Annotated in this window: 13 protein-coding genes; 9 read left to right on the top strand and 4 right to left on the bottom strand. The window is 59.9% G+C overall.

The window, feature by feature from the left end; genetic code table 11:
• The 3 genes from QO033_RS24730 to QO033_RS24720 all read left to right on the top strand — a co-directional run.
• The coding region (locus tag QO033_RS24730) for a strawberry notch family protein (protein ID WP_284483381.1) at positions 1 to 2,777 on the top strand (2,777 nt) is incomplete at its 5' end.
• Positions 2,774 to 3,820 (top strand): DUF7146 domain-containing protein, encoded by a 1,047-nt coding sequence (locus QO033_RS24725; RefSeq protein ID WP_284483380.1) that lies wholly within the window; start codon positions 2,774 to 2,776, stop codon positions 3,818 to 3,820. The genes QO033_RS24730 and QO033_RS24725, both read left to right, overlap by 4 nt.
• A 298-nt stretch (positions 3,821 to 4,118) precedes the next feature.
• Complete coding sequence (locus QO033_RS24720; protein WP_284483379.1) at positions 4,119 to 5,030, top strand: DUF2493 domain-containing protein; 912 nt, start codon at positions 4,119 to 4,121, stop codon at positions 5,028 to 5,030.
• Between the two features lie 120 nt (positions 5,031 to 5,150).
• Here the strand turns inward: QO033_RS24720 and QO033_RS24715 are convergent, their stop codons facing one another.
• Positions 5,151 to 5,486: a hypothetical protein gene (locus QO033_RS24715; RefSeq protein WP_284483378.1), complete on the bottom strand. Its 336-nt coding sequence runs from the start codon at positions 5,484 to 5,486 to the stop codon at positions 5,151 to 5,153.
• 599 nt (positions 5,487 to 6,085) lie between these two features.
• On the opposite strand from QO033_RS24715, the gene QO033_RS24710 reads away from it, so the two are divergent.
• The 4 genes from QO033_RS24710 (at position 6,086) to repC (ending at position 10,563) form a co-directional block, all read left to right on the top strand.
• Positions 6,086 to 6,424, top strand: coding sequence for a DUF736 domain-containing protein (locus QO033_RS24710; RefSeq protein WP_284483377.1), 339 nt, complete (start codon positions 6,086 to 6,088; stop codon positions 6,422 to 6,424).
• Between the two features lie 228 nt (positions 6,425 to 6,652).
• Positions 6,653 to 8,008, top strand: coding sequence for a ParA family protein (locus tag QO033_RS24705; RefSeq protein WP_172839586.1), 1,356 nt, complete (start codon positions 6,653 to 6,655; stop codon positions 8,006 to 8,008).
• Positions 8,005 to 9,048, top strand: coding sequence for a ParB N-terminal domain-containing protein (locus QO033_RS24700; protein ID WP_284483376.1), 1,044 nt, complete (start codon positions 8,005 to 8,007; stop codon positions 9,046 to 9,048). Before QO033_RS24705 ends, QO033_RS24700 begins: the two co-directional genes overlap by 4 nt.
• Before the next feature lie 234 nt (positions 9,049 to 9,282).
• Entirely contained in the window at positions 9,283 to 10,563 is a 1,281-nt protein-coding gene (gene repC / locus QO033_RS24695; protein WP_284483375.1) for a plasmid replication protein RepC, read from the top strand.
• Positions 10,564 to 10,575: 12 nt separating this feature from the next.
• Here the strand turns inward: repC and QO033_RS24690 are convergent, their stop codons facing one another.
• Positions 10,576 to 11,691: a tyrosine-type recombinase/integrase gene (locus QO033_RS24690; protein ID WP_284483374.1), complete on the bottom strand. Its 1,116-nt coding sequence runs from the start codon at positions 11,689 to 11,691 to the stop codon at positions 10,576 to 10,578.
• A 156-nt stretch (positions 11,692 to 11,847) separates the two neighbouring features.
• Here QO033_RS24690 and QO033_RS24685 point away from each other — a divergent pair, with 156 nt between their 5' ends.
• Both QO033_RS24685 and scpB read left to right on the top strand, forming a co-directional pair.
• Complete coding sequence (locus QO033_RS24685) at positions 11,848 to 12,732, top strand: DUF1403 family protein (RefSeq protein WP_100160996.1); 885 nt, start codon at positions 11,848 to 11,850, stop codon at positions 12,730 to 12,732.
• A gap of 2 nt (positions 12,733 to 12,734) precedes the next feature.
• Positions 12,735 to 13,346, top strand: a complete 612-nt coding sequence (gene scpB / locus QO033_RS24680) for an SMC-Scp complex subunit ScpB (protein ID WP_100160995.1) — start codon at positions 12,735 to 12,737, stop codon at positions 13,344 to 13,346.
• Positions 13,347 to 13,430: 84 nt separating this feature from the next.
• On the opposite strand, the gene QO033_RS24675 is transcribed toward scpB, so the two are convergent.
• Together QO033_RS24675 and QO033_RS24670 are read right to left on the bottom strand one after the other, a co-directional pair.
• A complete protein-coding gene (locus QO033_RS24675; protein WP_100160994.1) occupies positions 13,431 to 15,212 on the bottom strand; it encodes an ATP-dependent helicase in 1,782 nt (593 codons plus the stop codon).
• Positions 15,205 to 16,277, bottom strand: a 1,073-nt coding sequence (locus QO033_RS24670; protein ID WP_284483373.1) for an ATP-dependent nuclease, incomplete at its 5' end; no start/stop codon positions are given. The genes QO033_RS24670 and QO033_RS24675, both read right to left, overlap by 8 nt.

The following is a 16,277-nucleotide window of genomic DNA, read 5'->3' as shown; positions in this document are numbered from 1 at the left end:
AAGGGCGCCGCCGGGCCGTTTGGGTCTCGAAGAGCGACAAGCTCATCGAAGATGCGCGGCGCGACTGGATGGCCCTCGGGGGGCGTGAAAGCGATATCGTGCCGCTCTCGAAATTCCGCCAGGGGAGCGACATCAGGCTTCCCGAAGGCATCCTTTTCGTCACCTATGCTACGCTGCGTTCGGCCGAACGCCAGGGAAAAGCCTCCCGCCTCGATCAGGTGACGGCTTGGCTCGGCGAAGGGTTCGATGGGGTCATCGCCTTCGACGAAAGCCACGCCATGGCAAATGCAGCCGGAGAAAAGTCCGACCGCGGCGACAAACGGGCCTCGCAGCAGGGTCTTGCGGGTCTCGCACTGCAGAACGCCGTGCCTGATGCCCGCGTCCTTTACGTCTCGGCCACCGGGGCGACGGTCGTTGGCAATCTCGCCTATGCCTCCCGACTTGGTCTCTGGGGCACGGGAGATTTCCCATTCGTGACGCGGGCCGAATTCGTCGCCGCGATGGAGTCCGGGGGCATTGCCGCGATGGAGATGATCTCTCGCGACCTGAAGGCGCTCGGGCTCTATCTGGCGCGCTCGCTTTCCTATGCCGGGGTCGAGTACGAGATGCTGGTGCATGAGCTCTCACCCGCACAGATCGCGATCTATGACAGCTACGCCGATGCGTATCAGATCATCCACACCAACCTCGAGGCAGCCCTTCAAGCGTCTGGCATCTCCTCCGAGACCGGCACCTTGAACGTCCAGGCAAAATCCGCCGCTCGTTCGGCGTTTGAAAGTAACAAGCAGCGCTTCTTCAACCATCTCATCACCGCCATGAAATGCCCGTCGCTGATCCGCTCGATCGAGGCGGACCTGGCGGCAGGCCACTCGGCCGTGATCCAGGTCGTCTCAACCAGTGAGGCGGTGATGGAACGCCGCCTCGAAGAGATCCCGCCAGCCGAGTGGGACGATCTGCAGGTCGATTTTACACCGCGCGAGAACATCATGGACTACCTGATGCACAGCTTCCCGACGCAGCTTTTTGAGCCTTACACAGACGAAAACGGCGATCTGCGGTCTCGTCCCGCCCTCGATGGCGATGGCAACCCAATCATCTGCCGCGAGGCGGAGCGGAGGCGGGACGATCTTGTCGAGCATCTTGGGGCCCTCGCCCCGGTGCAGGGCGCGCTCGATCAGATCCTCTGGCATTTCGGCGGAGACGCGGTGGCCGAGGTCACGGGGCGAAAGCGGCGCATCGTCAAGACGCGTCAAGGACGGCTCAAGGTCGAGAACCGCCCCGTCTCCTCCAACCTCGGCGAAACCCAGGCCTTCATGGACGATGCCAAGCGCATCCTGATCTTCTCTGATGCGGGTGGCACCGGGCGCAGCTACCACGCCGATCTTGGTGCGAAGAACCAGCGCCTACGGGTGCATTACCTTCTGGAACCCGGTTGGAAGGCCGACAATGCGATCCAAGGGCTTGGCCGCACCAACCGCACCAATCAGGCGCAGCCGCCGCTCTTCCGCCCCGTGGCGACCAATGTGAAAGGTGAGAAGCGGTTTCTCTCCACCATCGCGCGCCGGCTCGACACGCTTGGTGCCATCACCAAAGGCCAACGCGAGACCGGCGGTCAGAACATGTTTCGCACAGAGGACAACCTTGAGAGCCCCTATGCGCGCGCAGCTCTGCGGCAGTTCTTCTACAAGCTGCGCGCAGGCAAGATCGAGGCTTGCTCCTACGCGAAGTTCCAGGAGATGACCGGTCTGACGCTCGATGAGGCGGATGGCACGATGAAAGAAAACCTGCCGCCGATCCAGCAGTTCCTGAATCGCTGCCTGGCGCTGCGGATCGACATGCAGGACGCAATTTTTGATGCCTTCGGCGGGTTCCTTTCGGCCATCATCGAAGATGCGCGTCAGGCGGACACGCTCGATGTCGGCCTCGAGACCCTGCGTGCGGAAAAATTCGAGATATTAGACCGAAAAGTCATCTTCGAGCATGAGGCGACGGGGGCGACGGCCACCGCGCTGACCGTCGAGCGCACCGATCGCAACGATCCGCTGACCCTGCCACGGGTCAAACAGATCTGCGCCGACACGAAAGGCGCGACGCTGTGTTGGAGCAAGACCTCCAAGCGCGCGGCCCTGATGGTGAAGGCGCCGGCCTTCATGGACGAGGATGGTGTGCCGATCCTGCGGGTGAAATTGCTGCGGCCCATGGCGACCGAAATCCTCGCGCTCTCCGAGTTCTCGAAATCACACTGGGAGGAGATCGATGATGCGATGTTCGAACAGCTCTGGCAGGCCGAGGCCGAGGCGGTGCCGGAGTTCACCACCTCGAAGATCACGCTGATCTGCGGGTTGCTGCTGCCGATCTGGGACCGGCTGCCCGCCGACAACATGCGCATCTACCGCCTGCAGACGGAGGACGGGGAGCGCGCCATTGGGCGTCTGGTTAGTCAGGAGCAGCTTCTCAATGTCTACGCACGGCTTGGGCTCGATTGTCAGATCGAGATGACACCTCAGGAAGTGTTCGGTGCGGTGATGGAGGCGCGAACGACCCTGAACCTGCTCGGTGGCTACCAGCTGCGCCGCGCGCTCGTCATGGGACAGCCGAGGCTTGAACTGATCGGCGCGTCGGGCGCGTCCCTGCCGGGCCTGAAGGTCCTGGGCTGTTTCACCGAGGTGATCCAGTGGAAGACGCGGGTGTTCATCCCGGTGGACGGCATCGACGTGCTGGCGCGGGTTCTCGCGGAGCATCCTGTTGGCGCCAGCGCAGCGGATGCCGCCGCATGAGCGCGCGGCGCAGTATCGCGGACCTCTCGACCGATCTGGCAGACCGGGCCGAGAGTTTCTGCCGCCAATATTTCCCCGAGGGACGCAAGCAGGGCAATTATTGGCAGGTTGGCGACACCTCGGGAGCAAAGGGCCAGAGCCTTGCCATCCGGCTCCACGCGCAGGGTGGGCGCAAGGCCGGGTCTTGGACCGACTATGCGACGGGTGAATATGGCGACCTGATCGATCTTCTGCAGGAACGGCTTGGGTCGGTCACGCTCAAGGAAACGCTGAGGGAGGCCCGGTCCTTTCTCGGCGAAGCCCCCTGCCCTGCCGTGCCGCGCGACTCCCAAACCCGTGAGCAACCAGATGACGCCTCGAGCAAACGCATCGCGCGGGCGCGCAAACTCTTTGCCGCGGGCAAGCCGGTGCTTGGCACTCTGGCCGCCACCTATCTGCAACGGCGCGGGATCTCACGGCTCGGCCCGGCCCTCCGATATCACCCGCAGCTATTCCTCCGGCACGGCACGGACGACGCCGATCCGCCGCGAAGGGCCCCTACCCTGCTCGCAAAGATCACCGACAATCAGGGCCAGATCACCGGATGCGCAAGGGTCTATCTCGACCCGTCAACCGGTGGGTTGGCCGCGATCGAGAGCCCGAAACGGATCCTCGGGCAGCTTCATGGCCATGCCATCCGTTTCTGGTCCGGCACCTCTCGCACCGATCTCATCGTCGGCGAAGGTCTCGAGAATACCCTCTCGGTCGGCACGGCCCTCCCCGAGTTCGATCTCGCCTCCTGTCTCACCGCCACCCATCTCGGCCTCTTCATCCCGCCGTCGGGGATCAAGCGCATCTGGATCGCGCGGGATCATGATGAAGCTGGACGAAACGCATCAATGAGATTGCGTAACCAACGGGAATCGCTTGGAATTGCCTGTGGTGATCTTGTGCCGCAGTTGGGCGATTTCAACGACGATCTGCGGGCTTTTGGCAAGGATGCACTGCGCCGGTCCCTGCTCAAGGCCATGAAAGCACAAGGTCTGGAGATCGGGGACGGGTGAGCGCCAACCTCCTCAGCGATGTCCGACAGGGCAAAGGTTCCGCGGGTTCGATCTGATCCCGTTTGGACAAGGGGAGCGATGGACCAGCGGGTCGGAGCAGAGTGCTCCTCGCCCGGGCAGCAATGCGCCCCGAACCGGAAAATTCCCCTGCCCCTTCGGGCCATTCCTCGCGGGACCAATTTTCCGGCCCGCGGCGCATTCTCCGCTGCGCTCCGATCCTCACGGATGCAGCCCGGTCGCCGCCGGTCCTGTTATCGCCCCATCCAAATCGGGTCAGATCAAACAGAGGAACCAGACAATGCCCCATCAGACAGACATCCAAGAGGAAACCGGCGTGACCTCTGCCATCCTCGAGCACCTGGCACTTCACGGCGCAACGCCCGGCCCCGGCGAGACCGATCATCGCCCCATGCCCCAGCCCGACGAGGTCGAACTCGCCATGGCGACGCTCTTTGACACCACCATCGGCCTTCTCACCGGCAGCCAGTTGGAAGACAATCTCGAAGAGATGCTCTGGTCCCTGACCTCGATCTTCCATCGCCGGCTGACCCATATCCAGAAGCTCCTTGATGACAACGAATTCGAAGTCCGGGAAAGTCTGGCCATTCAGGACGGCTCCGAGGTCGCCTCGGTCGAGCTCGAGCGCCTCCAGATGATCGGGCTCAAGCTCTGGGACCATCGGGACGCCTTCGAGCAGATGCGCGATCTGGCCGTGGACCACTTCTCGGTCGCCACGGGTTCGCCCTGGCTGCCCCGCACTGGGTCCAAGGTCTCGCATCGCGGCCCCACGTCCGCCGTGGTGGACAGTCGGGCCTATCTCTCGGCCAAGCGACGCAAGGAGACCGAGGTGCACTGCCCCGAAGGCACGCGGATCGCGTTTTCGGGCGGGGACTACCACGCCTACGATCTGATCTGGTCCGTCCTTGATGCCACCCATGCGAAATATCCCGACATGGTGCTCTTGCATGGCGGCACGCCCAAAGGCGCCGAGATGATCGCGGCCCGTTGGGCAGATACCCGAGACGTCACCCAAGTGGTCTTCAAACCCGACTGGAAAAGCCACGGCAAGGCCGCACCCTTCAAGCGCAACGACAAGATGCTCGAGACCATGCCGCAGGGTCTGATCGCCACCCCCGGTTCGGGTATCACCGAGAACATCGTCGACAAGGCCCGCAAGCTCGGGATCCGCATCAAGAGGATCGGGGCCTAGGCCCCGGTTCTAGCATGACATCAGTCAGAGCGCACTGTGCGGTTCGCTCTATTAGTTCGCAGAGGTGCGCAGTTCTGCGGGATTTGACCTGTCAGACTGCCGTGGGTGTTATCATCATTTCTAACTGGTGGCTGTGGCGAGCCCCTCTGAAGCCTCGTGACGCTCTTGTCGTCCCGCGATCAGCGGGATATTCGCCGAGAGGCACCCCATGTCGGCCAGGAAACTGACCAATCCGACGATTGTCTTGAACTCGCGCAATTTGAAGACGCTGCGGCTTGTGACAAGCATCTTCGCATCCTGACCTTCCTTCGTCACCGCGTGCACGACCCAGGAGCCATACCAGCTGTTATGGCGTTTCTCAGCGGTCTGGTTGCAGATCACCTCAATGAGATAGCCATCTGAGAGCAGATCGCGCAGGCCATCCTCGGTGACCACATTCGGTGTTGCGCCGTCCAACTGTTTATCCTCTTCACTTATGCCGATACGTGTCGGGATTGCAGCGGGCGCGAGCTTTTGCCTGATCTTCCGAGTCGCATGCGTCGTTGCTCAGTTTCGCGATGCCATACGGGACATCCTCGAAGTTCGCAACGCGGCCCGGGCTAAAGCCGTCGGGGACAGATGCGCATGTCCTCGCCCAGGCATTTCAACTTCTCCAGCCTGTCAGATCACTTTCTGCTTGAGGTCCCTGATTGTTCGACCGAGGAACTGAACGCGGGCTGGTGTTGCGTTGCGACGGGTCGTGGTGTGTATCGAAAGATCAGGTGTGACTGCGCAAGGAGTACTTCGGCGTTCCTGGCTGTTGGCTGTTCACCCAGTTTCCTTCGTGGCCCCCGCACTTCTCCCGATGTGTTGCTTTGCATGACATGCTGGTCGCAGCTTTCGTCCCGTCCACAAAGGTTGTCGCCGATCTTTTTCCCCTGACCCTGCGGGTCTTTCCTCGCGCAGCAAAAAGACCGGCGCCTGCCCCTCTCCAGCTCACGCTTCGCCTTCGGTGTGGCCGGGCCTTGGCCAGCTGCAAGGTGACCATCATTGCAACGCAAACAAGGAGAAGGGCAATGACCACGAACTGCATCAAATTCACCAGCGCCGACATCGAAACCGCCAAGGGCGCCGGCTCCATCTCGACCCTGACCTTCGACCTCGACATCACGGTCGAACCCGTCGCGAGCTCGAACCCGATGGCCCCCACGCACCGCGTCCTCGGCCGCTCCCCGCGCGGCAAGCTGGTCGAGTGCGGCGGCATTTGGAAGAAGCAGAACAAGGAGACTGGCGCCGACTACTACACGCTGACCATCCGCGACCACGGCTTCAACGCCAACCTCGGCAAGGCTGCGAACCAGGACGATCTGTCCCTGCAGGCGATCATCCCCTGGGGTCCGAAAGACGCCGCGTAAGCCAAAGGCCAGACCGCTCCGGCGGTCTGGCTTCACCAGACTGCGAGGTTTTTGCACGCGTGCAAAAACACTTCGGAGGATCAGGTTGCTATCCGCATTTTCAATCGGTGTAGCCCTTATTGTGCGCCGGAAATCATGTAGGCGTACAATATCTGTACATTTCCTCAAAAACCGTGCTATTTACAACTCGGAGCGATTCCGTGAGAGAATCGAAATGAGAGCGGTGTAATGGGCGGCAGTATAGAACAGTTCCTTCAAGAGCTCGAGCGTGGCCTTGGCCGCACCATGGTCTCGGTCAACAAGGAGTTGACGATGCGTGAGCGCATCAAGCGCTCTTGGTCGATGCGCCAATGTGCTCGCTTCCTGAACATTAGCCATCAGCATCTGACTAAGTTCGCTAAGGACAATGAGGATTTTCCTGCCGGCAAACATGTAGGTCGCGAGCGTGTTTTCACCCTGACGGAGCTGATGCACATCCGGGCTTTGATGGCTGCCTCAGCAAAGCGGCCTGAGCATTTTCTTGCTTGGCGCAAACCCGACGATCCTTTGCCCGTCATTTCATTTGCAAGTCAGAAAGGTGGAACTGCGAAGTCGCTTAGTGCTGCGCACTTCGCTCAGTACCTGAGTCTGCACTACGGCATGCGAGTCGGCGTCATGGACGCTGACCCCCAGAGCACGATCACGCTCTACTTTGTCGGCGGCGAAGAAATGCCAACTTTGCCAGATGACGAAACTCCGACGATGGTTGACTTCGCGGGGCTGTTTCAGACCGACGAGTCCATTCCTTACACTGACTATGATGCGGAGACGCTTGACGGGTTCTTCAAGAAAACCTCCTGGCCAGGCGTGCGGCTAGTACCTGCGCATGGCGAAACCTCCGAAGGTGAAATTCAGATCGCGAGGTTGTTGCGAGCGGGCACCCCGGAAAAGCGGTTCTATAGGTTCCTAAGAGACTCCATAGATCGTTGGAAAGAGGGGCATCCACCGGTCACCCGTCCGAATGAGCTTGTGAGCAACGGTAGGGTCGACCAAGCGAAGCTTGAAAGTGCCCTTAACGAGACCTTGGACTGCATCATTATCGACTATCAGCCTGCGCTGACACTTTTCCAGCTGAACAATGTGATGGCGTCTACTTCGTTGATTATCCCGCAGACGATGAAGGGGTTCGACATTGCGACCTTGTCCACCTTTGTGACTGGTCTCCTCACCATGCTGCGCCACATTTTCGCGACGGATCGGATCGATATGGGCGGTGCGGCGCATATGCTGTTGCCCACGATCGTGCAGAGAACAAATGAGCAAGATCTCACTCAGGTCGGCAACCTGCTCGAAAACTGCCCAGATGAGGTGCTGCCGGTATTCTATCTTCGCTCCGATGCTATTTCGAACGCATCGGACGTTTATCAGTCCGTCTACGAGTACGACCCAGATACGCCAGGCAAGCGAAAAGGCATCAACAGGTTCATCGAGAATGCTGACGCAGTGAATGACGCCATCGTCTCACGCCTCTGGCCTGGTCTTGAGCGTGGCTATGCCGAGGATTGGATGCAGAACTTCTACAATTTCGAGGAGGAAGCCGAATGAAGCGAACATTGAGTAGTTCGGTCCTCAAGAAAAAGTCCGCGCGCCCAGATGAGGATGTGTCTGCGGCTCTTGGATCTGGTGCAAGCGAACAGGTCCACGTAGACGAAGCGAAACTGGTTGGTGGGGTTAAGCCAAGACTGGGCGGCTCTGGAAGTGCTTGGAAGGCTGGAGCGCTTTCAGACGCCAGCCAGATGCTTCACGTTGAGCGCTCACAGGTCGTGGAGCGCATTCTCGCGGGTCGACATGAGTTGCAGATTGATCCGTCTCAGATCGTGGACGTGATTGGATCGGACCGGCGTGAAGATTGGCGCGACCAAGAGGCATTCGAGAAGCTCAAAGAGAGTATCGAGAAGAATGGTCAAGATACGCCCATTCATGTTCGGCCAGCGGATCCTGATTGGCGACCGGATGAACGTGAGCCCGAGAACGTAGAAGGCGTGACATTCCAGTTGATCGTGGGTCGGCGACGCCATGCGATCCTTGAAGCTTTGGGATTGCCTGTCCGCGCCATTCTGGTTCCACAATCCCATCGGGGTTCCCGTGAAGAGCAGTTCGAGATGCTATTCATGCGCTTCCGGGAAAATGAGGAACGTGAAAACCTGAGCGCTTTCGAGCGTCTGGTTTCGATAGGCGAAATGTTCGAGCGGCTACAAGATGCCAAACCGGACGAGAAGATAACTGCAACCGAGTTCGCCAAGCGTGTGGGTGTCCATAACAGCGCGGTATCACGTGGTCGCGCTGTCTATGCGGCTAGAGGTGAGATTTTGCACGCGTGCAAAGATGTCTACGATCTCAGCCACCGTGACCTCGAAAAGGTTCTTGGCGACCTGACTAAAAAGCCGTCCAATCCTGCAAAAAAGAAATCGCAGAGCCCAAAGAAATTCACGGTACAGCGAAAGATCGGTTCGCGGAAATTGAGTGTTACAGGGCAGGGCGGGAAGCTCTCGGTCGCTGCCACGGGGCTAACATTGGACGAGGACATTCTCAGAGGTTTGAGTGATGTCATCGCTGAGTACTTGGAGAAACACGGATCGAAGTAAGAGGCAGGAGCCGCGGAGACGGTGGTCTTCGATCCAAACGAGGTAAGAAACAGGAGCGGATATGCTTTGAGATAACGGCAAAAGAAAAGCCCCCAAGCTGAGGGCCTGAGAGCTTATCAAGATTAGTTTGGTCGCTATCAAGATAGTTCTCCGGCGAATCACTGTCAACAGCAACGCTCCTGAGCGAACGGGATTCTTTTGCCCTCCATCAAGCAGAGGAGGCGAGAACTATCCATGAAACATACAGGTTGGCGCAAGCCGACACCGGGTCTTGGCATTGCAGAGCAGCTTGCCCAAGCCGGTGAACAAGTGGCTGTACCCAAAACGCGGGCCTTCGTGGCCGTCAAGCGGGTGGGGGCCTACATTGGCCTCAAGGCCGGCGACATGATGCTCCTCGACACGCTCGGGGCCTTCACCCAGGCCCAGGACTGGGAGGAGGGGCAGCGGCCCATCGTCTGGGCGTCAAACGCCTATCTGATGGAGCAGACGGGGTTCTCGCTGTCCGCGCTCAAGCGCCATGCGCGGCGTTTGGCCGAGATCGGCGTGATCTCCTTCCAGGACAGTCCCAACGGCAAGCGGTGGGGCCGCAGGGATGCCGAAGGGCGCATTGTCGAGGCCTATGGCTTCGATCTGTCGCCGCTCTCCGCTCGCGTCGAGGAATTCGAGGAACTTCATGCCGAATTGCAGGCTGAACGCGAGCTCTGCCAGCGCCTGAAGCGCCAGATCACCGTGGCACGCCGTATGATCCGCGCTCGGATCGAGGCGGCCGTCAGCAGCGCGCTGCGCGGGCCCTGGACGCAGTTCACGGGGCTCTTCGAGGAGCTTCTGGACCGGCTTCCGCGTCGCCATGAAGCGTCTGAGCAGCTTGCACGGTTGCTGGGCTGGTTCAAGGAGCTTCAGGAGCGTGTCGAGGCGGCCTATCTCAAGGCAACCGAGGTCGTTCAACCTGTGGAAAACACGCCGGAAACCACGGAACAAGTTTCTGAGAAGACTCAAAAAATGAACCCCAGGGAGGTCATTTATGACCCTCATATACTAATTACAAACCAACTTAATCCTGTAACTCGTAATTCCTCTGAAAAAGAGGAAGCGGCGGCCGTGGTGCCCAATGCCCGGTCCGAGGATCGGGTCGATAGCGAGCTGGAAGAGTGGGTTGCCGAAGTGCGGAAGAAGCGCACGGCGCTGGATCTGCCCACAATCATGCAAGCCTGCCCCGAATTCGCATCCTGGGTCCGCAATATGGGCGGGTTCCTAAAGGATTGGGGCGATCTGCACCGGGTTGCTGGTCAACTCAGGCCGATGATCGGTGTGTCCGAACACGCGTGGAACGTGGCGCAGGACCGATTGGGTAAACAGGTGGCGACAGCGGCGCTGGCACTTGTCTTCGAGAAGCATTGCGCCGGCGAAGTTTCTTCGCCGGGCGGCTATCTGCGCGGCATGGTCGAGAAGGCCGGGGCAGGCGAGCTGCATCTCGAGCGCAGTTTCTATGGCAGGCTCAGCGGGCAGGCGGCATGATGGGGCAGGGGGTCAGAGACCGGCGGCCTTGGTCAGGTTCACGCGGAACCGGTCGCGGCGGCGCTGGTAGCGCCGGGTCATCTCGGCTGAAGCGTGTCCAAGCTGCTTCTGGACGTAGCGCTCATCGACTTCGGCTGAGCTGGCGAGACCTGCGCGCAAGCTGTGTCCCGAGAACAGCGCCAGTCGTTTTTTCTCGGGCAGCTCGGATCGGATGCCGGCGTCCAGGACAGTGCGCTTGATTAAGCGGGCCACATGTTTGTCGTTCAACCGCGTTTCCGAGGCGCGTTTGCCATCGCGCGAGGTGCTGACGAAGACAGGGCCGAAGTCGATCTTTGCGAAGTGTAACCATTGTTCGAGGGCATGAACGGGGCAGGTCTGCTCTTTCGAGCCGCGGCCGATCTCGACCTCCCGCCAACCGGTCTTGGCGTTGAGGGTGAGCAGGGCGCCTTTCTCGAAGATCTCAATCCAGCCTCCGGACTCCAGTGTGTCATCCTTTTGAACGTCGAGGCTGACGATTTCCGAGCGGCGCAGACCCCCGGCGTATCCCAGCAGCAGGATCGCGCGGTCCCGCAGCCCGCGCAGGTCGAAGGGCAGGGTGGCCACCATCGCGAGAATGTCCTCGGCCAGGAACGCCTCCTTTTGCACGGGCGGTCGGGCGTGCTTGCGTTTGATCCCGGCGAGCACCGTGGCGATGTGGCGGTTCTTGCGATCGAGGGTGAAGCCCCGCTGCGCGTAGTTCCAGGCAAGGCCCGAGAGGCGGCGCTCGATTGTCGAAACCGACAGGGGTCGGGACGCCGACTGCGACGGGGAGGGGCCTGAACCGGAGGCGAGGTCCGCGAGATACAGTCCGATCATCTCGGGTGATGGTGGTAGCGGCTCCGCACCCTTCATCCTGCACCAGCGTGCAAAATGTGCCCAGTCCTTTGCATAGGCCTTCAGCGTGTTCTCGGACGCAGCGGCTCGGGCATAGTCGCGGGCCGTATCGACCAGCCGATCGAGCGTGCCGGAGCCAGCGACATGGGAGGGCAGGGCGATGCCATCGCTTTCCTCGTGATCTCTCTCGTCGATGCGAGCATCATCAAGCTCACCAGAGGGTGTTGACGTCGATTTCTCGGTCTCTGAGGGCATTTTTCACTGAATCCGATGCTGAAGTTGAACTGTCTGGCAACATATATTTTTATGTCCGATAATGCAAACTTATTGGACATGAGGACCGGCCGCAGCCTGCGGCGTTTTCCGGCGGAAAAGATGGCCTCAACCGCCGCGCTCCTGTAGGATCCGCCCATGACACCTGTCCGGCCGGATCCCCTCAGCGCCCTTGGCACCCCGTCCGGGATACCCTCCTGGATCTCTTCCGCGCGCGCGGAAGCCCTTGAAGATGCTGTGTTCTTTTCGGGTGCTGCGCTTTGCCAGCTGCATCTTGTGTTCGAACGCGTGGACGTGCCCCACGCCTTGTTGCGGGATCGGCTCGCGCTTCGTGCGGCGGAGGCCTGTGTGGCGCTTTCTGGTCGTCCTGAGCGGGCGGGGGAGCTACGCGACGCGCTCCACCTGCTGCGCCCGGGCGACTTGCCCGGACCGGCCGGTGAAACCTGCTTGGCATGGCGGCGCGCGGCGGAGCGGCCGGTGTCGATCAAGGCTCTGGGTCGAGCCTTGCCGGCCTTCGAGCCGGGCCAGATCGCGACGTGGCTCGATGCAGGGAAAGGGGCGCCCGTGACCCGGGCCGCGATGGCGCTGGAAGCCGTTCTGCGCGAGGCGCCGCGCGCAGAAATAGCAGGGCTGATCCTCGCGGATGCCGCCCTCGCCCAATCTCTCAGTTGGGATCATCTCGTGCCGCTGCTGGCGACTGGCCTGAAACGGGCTGACCTGCGCAAGCAAGGCGATGATCTTCGCTTCGCCTGCCATCGTGCGCTTATCGCCTCAGCGGTCGAGGGCGTGCGTCTCTCCACCGACCTCGCGCGTCGGGCGGCGCATCTGAAGGCTGTCGCACCCAAGCTGCGGGCAAAGGCGTCCGGCGAGGCAGTGGAGATGTTCCTGACCTGCGATGCGATCGCGGCCTCGGCCTTGCCTTTGCCGGACCGGGCCGCACGGCGGCTCTGCGACCGGCTGGTCGACCTCGGCGCGGTGCGCGAGCTGACCGGGCGCGACACCTTCCGGCTTTACGGGGTGTAGCGATGGCGAAGGATCGCTCTGACCCCGAACTGGATCGCGGGTTGCCCGACCTGCCACCCGAGCTGCGCTGGCGGGAATGGATGCGCCGGATCGAGGCGGTGCTCTTTGCCTCAGCTTCGCCGGTGCCGCGCGACGACCTGGCACGCGTGGTGGGGCAGGGGGCTTCGGTCGACCTTCTGGTCGAGGACCTCGCCGCCGATCTGGAAGGGCGGGCCTTCGAGATCGCCCAGGTCGCTGGCGGCTGGATGTTCCGCACGCGCGCCGCCTACGCCCCCGCGATCCGCGCGGCGGCAGATATCGGGGACCAATTGTTGGACCTGAGCGAATTCGACGTCGCGGTCCTGGCCGCCATCGCTTACCACCAGCCGATCACACGCGACGGGCTCAAGGACATCTTCGGCAAGGAGATCAGCCGCGACCAGATTGGGCGACTGCATGCGCGCGACTTGATCGGGACTGGGCCAAGGTCGCCTCGGCGTGGGGCGCCGTATACCTTTGTGACGACCGAGCAGTTCCTTGTCGCATTCGGGTTAGAGAGCCTGCGCGATCTTCCCGATCGAGAGCAGTTGGAGGATGCAGGCGTGGTAGGTGCAGCTGAGCCGAGAACCCTGTAAAGTTGCCGCGCGTCCGCTGCACAGCCCATGGATATCGGCATTCTAACAAAAGCATATGTTCGCTGTCGCCGCTACGCAGTTTTCCTATTGATCAAGGCGTGCGGCAAGTTCGGTCATGAAAGGCGACGGGCGCGAGCTAGAATGCATGATGTGTACTTCCGATTTGGCTCGCGTAAATCCCACGTAGAAAAGGCGTCGAGCTTCCAACTTCTGTGACGGGGTGGAATCTTTTCTCGGAATGCTCCCCTGATCCATGCCAAACATGATGACGATCGGGAATTCTCGACCCTTGGCACTGTGAAGTGTTGAAAGATGCAGGCTGTCGTTCCCTTCGCTTTGGCCGGCGAACTGACTGACAGTCATATCTTCACAATCTTTGCCTGCTTGGGTGCGCGCGATGAAAGTGTCCAAAGTTTCGCCCTCATCTTTCATTGAGCGACACTTGACCATCAGGTCTTTAATTACTGCCGCACGAACATCGGGCAGCCACTTTCGCAGTACCAAGGCGCCATCGCGCCGCGACCAGAGGCATTCCATTAGCGCTCGTTGGAAGGTAAGGTGCGTCTCTGGTGTGTTGATCTCTTCAGCGAACAGGCGTGCGCCTTCGTTGACCAGATGGTTGAATCGCGGTGTTCCTGTTTGCCATCCGCCCGAACACCATTTCGCACAGCTTTCCAGCCAGCGCATCAAGCGGCTAGCGCGAGGATATATTGCGTTCGTATCAGTTCTGATAACTGACAAGCCAACCTTCTGAGCTACTTCGGCAACTTTGTCGCCTAGCCAGGCAGCTGGGTAGAGGATAGCGATGTCTCCGGGCTCCAAATCCGGATGTCGTTTGGCGATGTCAGCGATGACTGTCCTGAAGACCTCTGCGGCCTGGTGTTCGTAGCTACCCTGCTGAGGGTGAAAATAGACCGTGCCTTCCTCCGCATCGTCAACCGCCTTGTAGTCTCGCGCTTCGCCAAGCGCAAAACTGGATGCTTCTACAATCTTCGATCCAGATCGGTAGTTCAGCCGCAACCGCACACATTCGACGTCATCACGGGCCGCCAGGTCGCGAAGAAGCTGCGGGTTCGCCCCGTTGAATTCATAGATGGATTGGTCGGCGTCTCCGACTGCGAAAAGCCTCATCCCAGTGCTGAAACACAAACCCATGACCATACGATGGAGCGCTCTTCCGAGGTCTTGATATTCATCGACAACAAGGACTGGGTACTTGGCGAGAATGGCGCGCTGCAGCCATTCATGCTCGCGCAGCGCCCTGACGGCCAGAAGAGGCATATCGTCAAAATCAATTCGTCCAATTGCCCTGAGTTCGGCCTCAAAGGCCTCCACCAATGCGGCCATCTCGGGATCAGTTTCACGCCATTCCGCGCTGCTTCTGTTCAGAATGGATCGGCGGTATGTGCCCATCGTGAAATCGAGCTGTTGTGGGTTGTCACGCCCGCCAATCACCTTCCTATAAGCGGTTTCCAATGCTTGACGCCGCTCCGCGCGGGTTGCGACGCAAAACTCGTCGGGGAGCCCCATGTCTGCTGCCTTGGCATACGGTAGGACGATCTGTGTTAGGGAGAAGGAGTGGACCGTCCCAATAAACGCTCTTCTTCCGGCCTCTATGCCGAGCGCTGATAGCCTGGTTTCGAGCTCCCGGGCGCATTCATTGTTGTAGGTGATGCAGGCGAGGCCCCGTGGCTCCTGAATATCTTCGGCCAGAAGACGTGCCAATTTCACGGTCAAGGTCTTTGTCTTCCCGCTACCTGGACCGGCAAGGACAACACAGTGTCCTTGAGATTCGTAGGCGGCCCATTGTGCAGGATTAGCCCGTAGATCTTCGGCGGCATTTAGATAGATGGACGCGTCAGACACGGTTCACCACATACCGGATAGCATCTTCGATATAGCGCGGGGGCTTTCGCCCCTCGATTTTTGAGGCAAGGCGTTGTGCAAAGCGCCCTTTCCCAACCACATCGATCAGCTTGAGCATTTGGTTGTGGTCGATACTGTCGTGATCGGCAATCCAGGCATCGATCTGCGCTTGTCTCGCCTTGCTCCACTTTCCTTCATTGAGCGTGTCGAGAATGTCGGCTGCGAACCCGTCTTCGTACAGATCTGTCTCAAGAGTGCGGATGTTCGTATAGATGCCGAGATCTTCGAAGCGACCTGCGAGATCGTCTTCATCCTTGTTTTCGGCGATGTCTTCCAATTCCTTTGCGAGCGCTCTTGGGATTTTTTTTGTTCTGGCGCGCTCGATCGCGACCGCAAGTTTGATTCCTCGACTTACGGCCAAGGGTTTGCTCTTCGGCATTGGATCCCAATCTGTGATGATCGAGAAGGGTATGTCCAGGGAGGTCAAAAATTTCGCATAGGGCGTGAAATTTGTCCCGGCGACTGAGCACACGGTAATTCCGAGCATATCGAGCGAACAGCCAAGAGCCTCAGCGAAGAGTGGGACAAGGAATTTTTCTGCGTCGCCTTCGACCAAAATGATACCGCGGGCGAAAAGCATCTCAGCACGCGTCACATCCAGATACCGCGTGAGATCGTCGACCTCATCATCTGTCAGTCTTATCGACGCTGTAGAGCAGCCGGTCGTGCCCTCGTCAGTTTTCTCTTTGAGCAAGAGAATGGAACGCAACGGCGCAACGCTGGCAATATGCGGCGAGTGCGAAGTCAGTAGCACTGACATCTGCTTCTGCTGATCAGGATTATCAACTGACTGAAAAAGGTGTCGATAAACTGATCGTTGTAGATGCGGGTGAAGGTGGGCTTCAGGTTCTTCGATGGCCAATAGCGTATGATCGCGATGGTTCGTAACCGCCCGATTGAGACCGCAGGTTACTTCTGAAGCATAGGGGCGACCAAGATGATCGCCATGCCGGTCAGGCAAAAGATTGCGCCGATGATATCCCATCGGGTCGGAATCTGCCTCTC

Origin of the sequence: Pseudodonghicola flavimaris (genome assembly GCF_030164425.1) — a bacterium.
In the GTDB taxonomy this organism is placed as follows: domain Bacteria; phylum Pseudomonadota; class Alphaproteobacteria; order Rhodobacterales; family Rhodobacteraceae; genus Pseudodonghicola; species Pseudodonghicola flavimaris.
Note: the sequence above shows the minus strand (reverse complement) of the source record. Positions and strands in the feature narration are given on the sequence as shown.

Excerpts from the sequence above, each read along its gene's own strand:
- QO033_RS24700 (WP_284483376.1), top strand. The coding sequence starts at position 8,005 with ATGAAGCGAACATTGAGTAGTTCGGTCCTCAAGAAAAAGTCCGCGCGC.
- scpB (WP_100160995.1), top strand. The coding sequence starts at position 12,735 with ATGGCGAAGGATCGCTCTGACCCCGAACTGGATCGCGGGTTGCCCGAC.
- QO033_RS24705 (WP_172839586.1), top strand. The coding sequence starts at position 6,653 with ATGGGCGGCAGTATAGAACAGTTCCTTCAAGAGCTCGAGCGTGGCCTT.
- QO033_RS24710 (WP_284483377.1), top strand. The coding sequence starts at position 6,086 with ATGACCACGAACTGCATCAAATTCACCAGCGCCGACATCGAAACCGCC.
- QO033_RS24690 (WP_284483374.1), bottom strand. The coding sequence starts at position 11,691 with ATGCCCTCAGAGACCGAGAAATCGACGTCAACACCCTCTGGTGAGCTT.
- repC (WP_284483375.1), top strand. The coding sequence starts at position 9,283 with ATGAAACATACAGGTTGGCGCAAGCCGACACCGGGTCTTGGCATTGCA.
- QO033_RS24720 (WP_284483379.1), top strand. The coding sequence starts at position 4,119 with ATGCCCCATCAGACAGACATCCAAGAGGAAACCGGCGTGACCTCTGCC.
- QO033_RS24725 (WP_284483380.1), top strand. The coding sequence starts at position 2,774 with ATGAGCGCGCGGCGCAGTATCGCGGACCTCTCGACCGATCTGGCAGAC.
- QO033_RS24685 (WP_100160996.1), top strand. The coding sequence starts at position 11,848 with ATGACACCTGTCCGGCCGGATCCCCTCAGCGCCCTTGGCACCCCGTCC.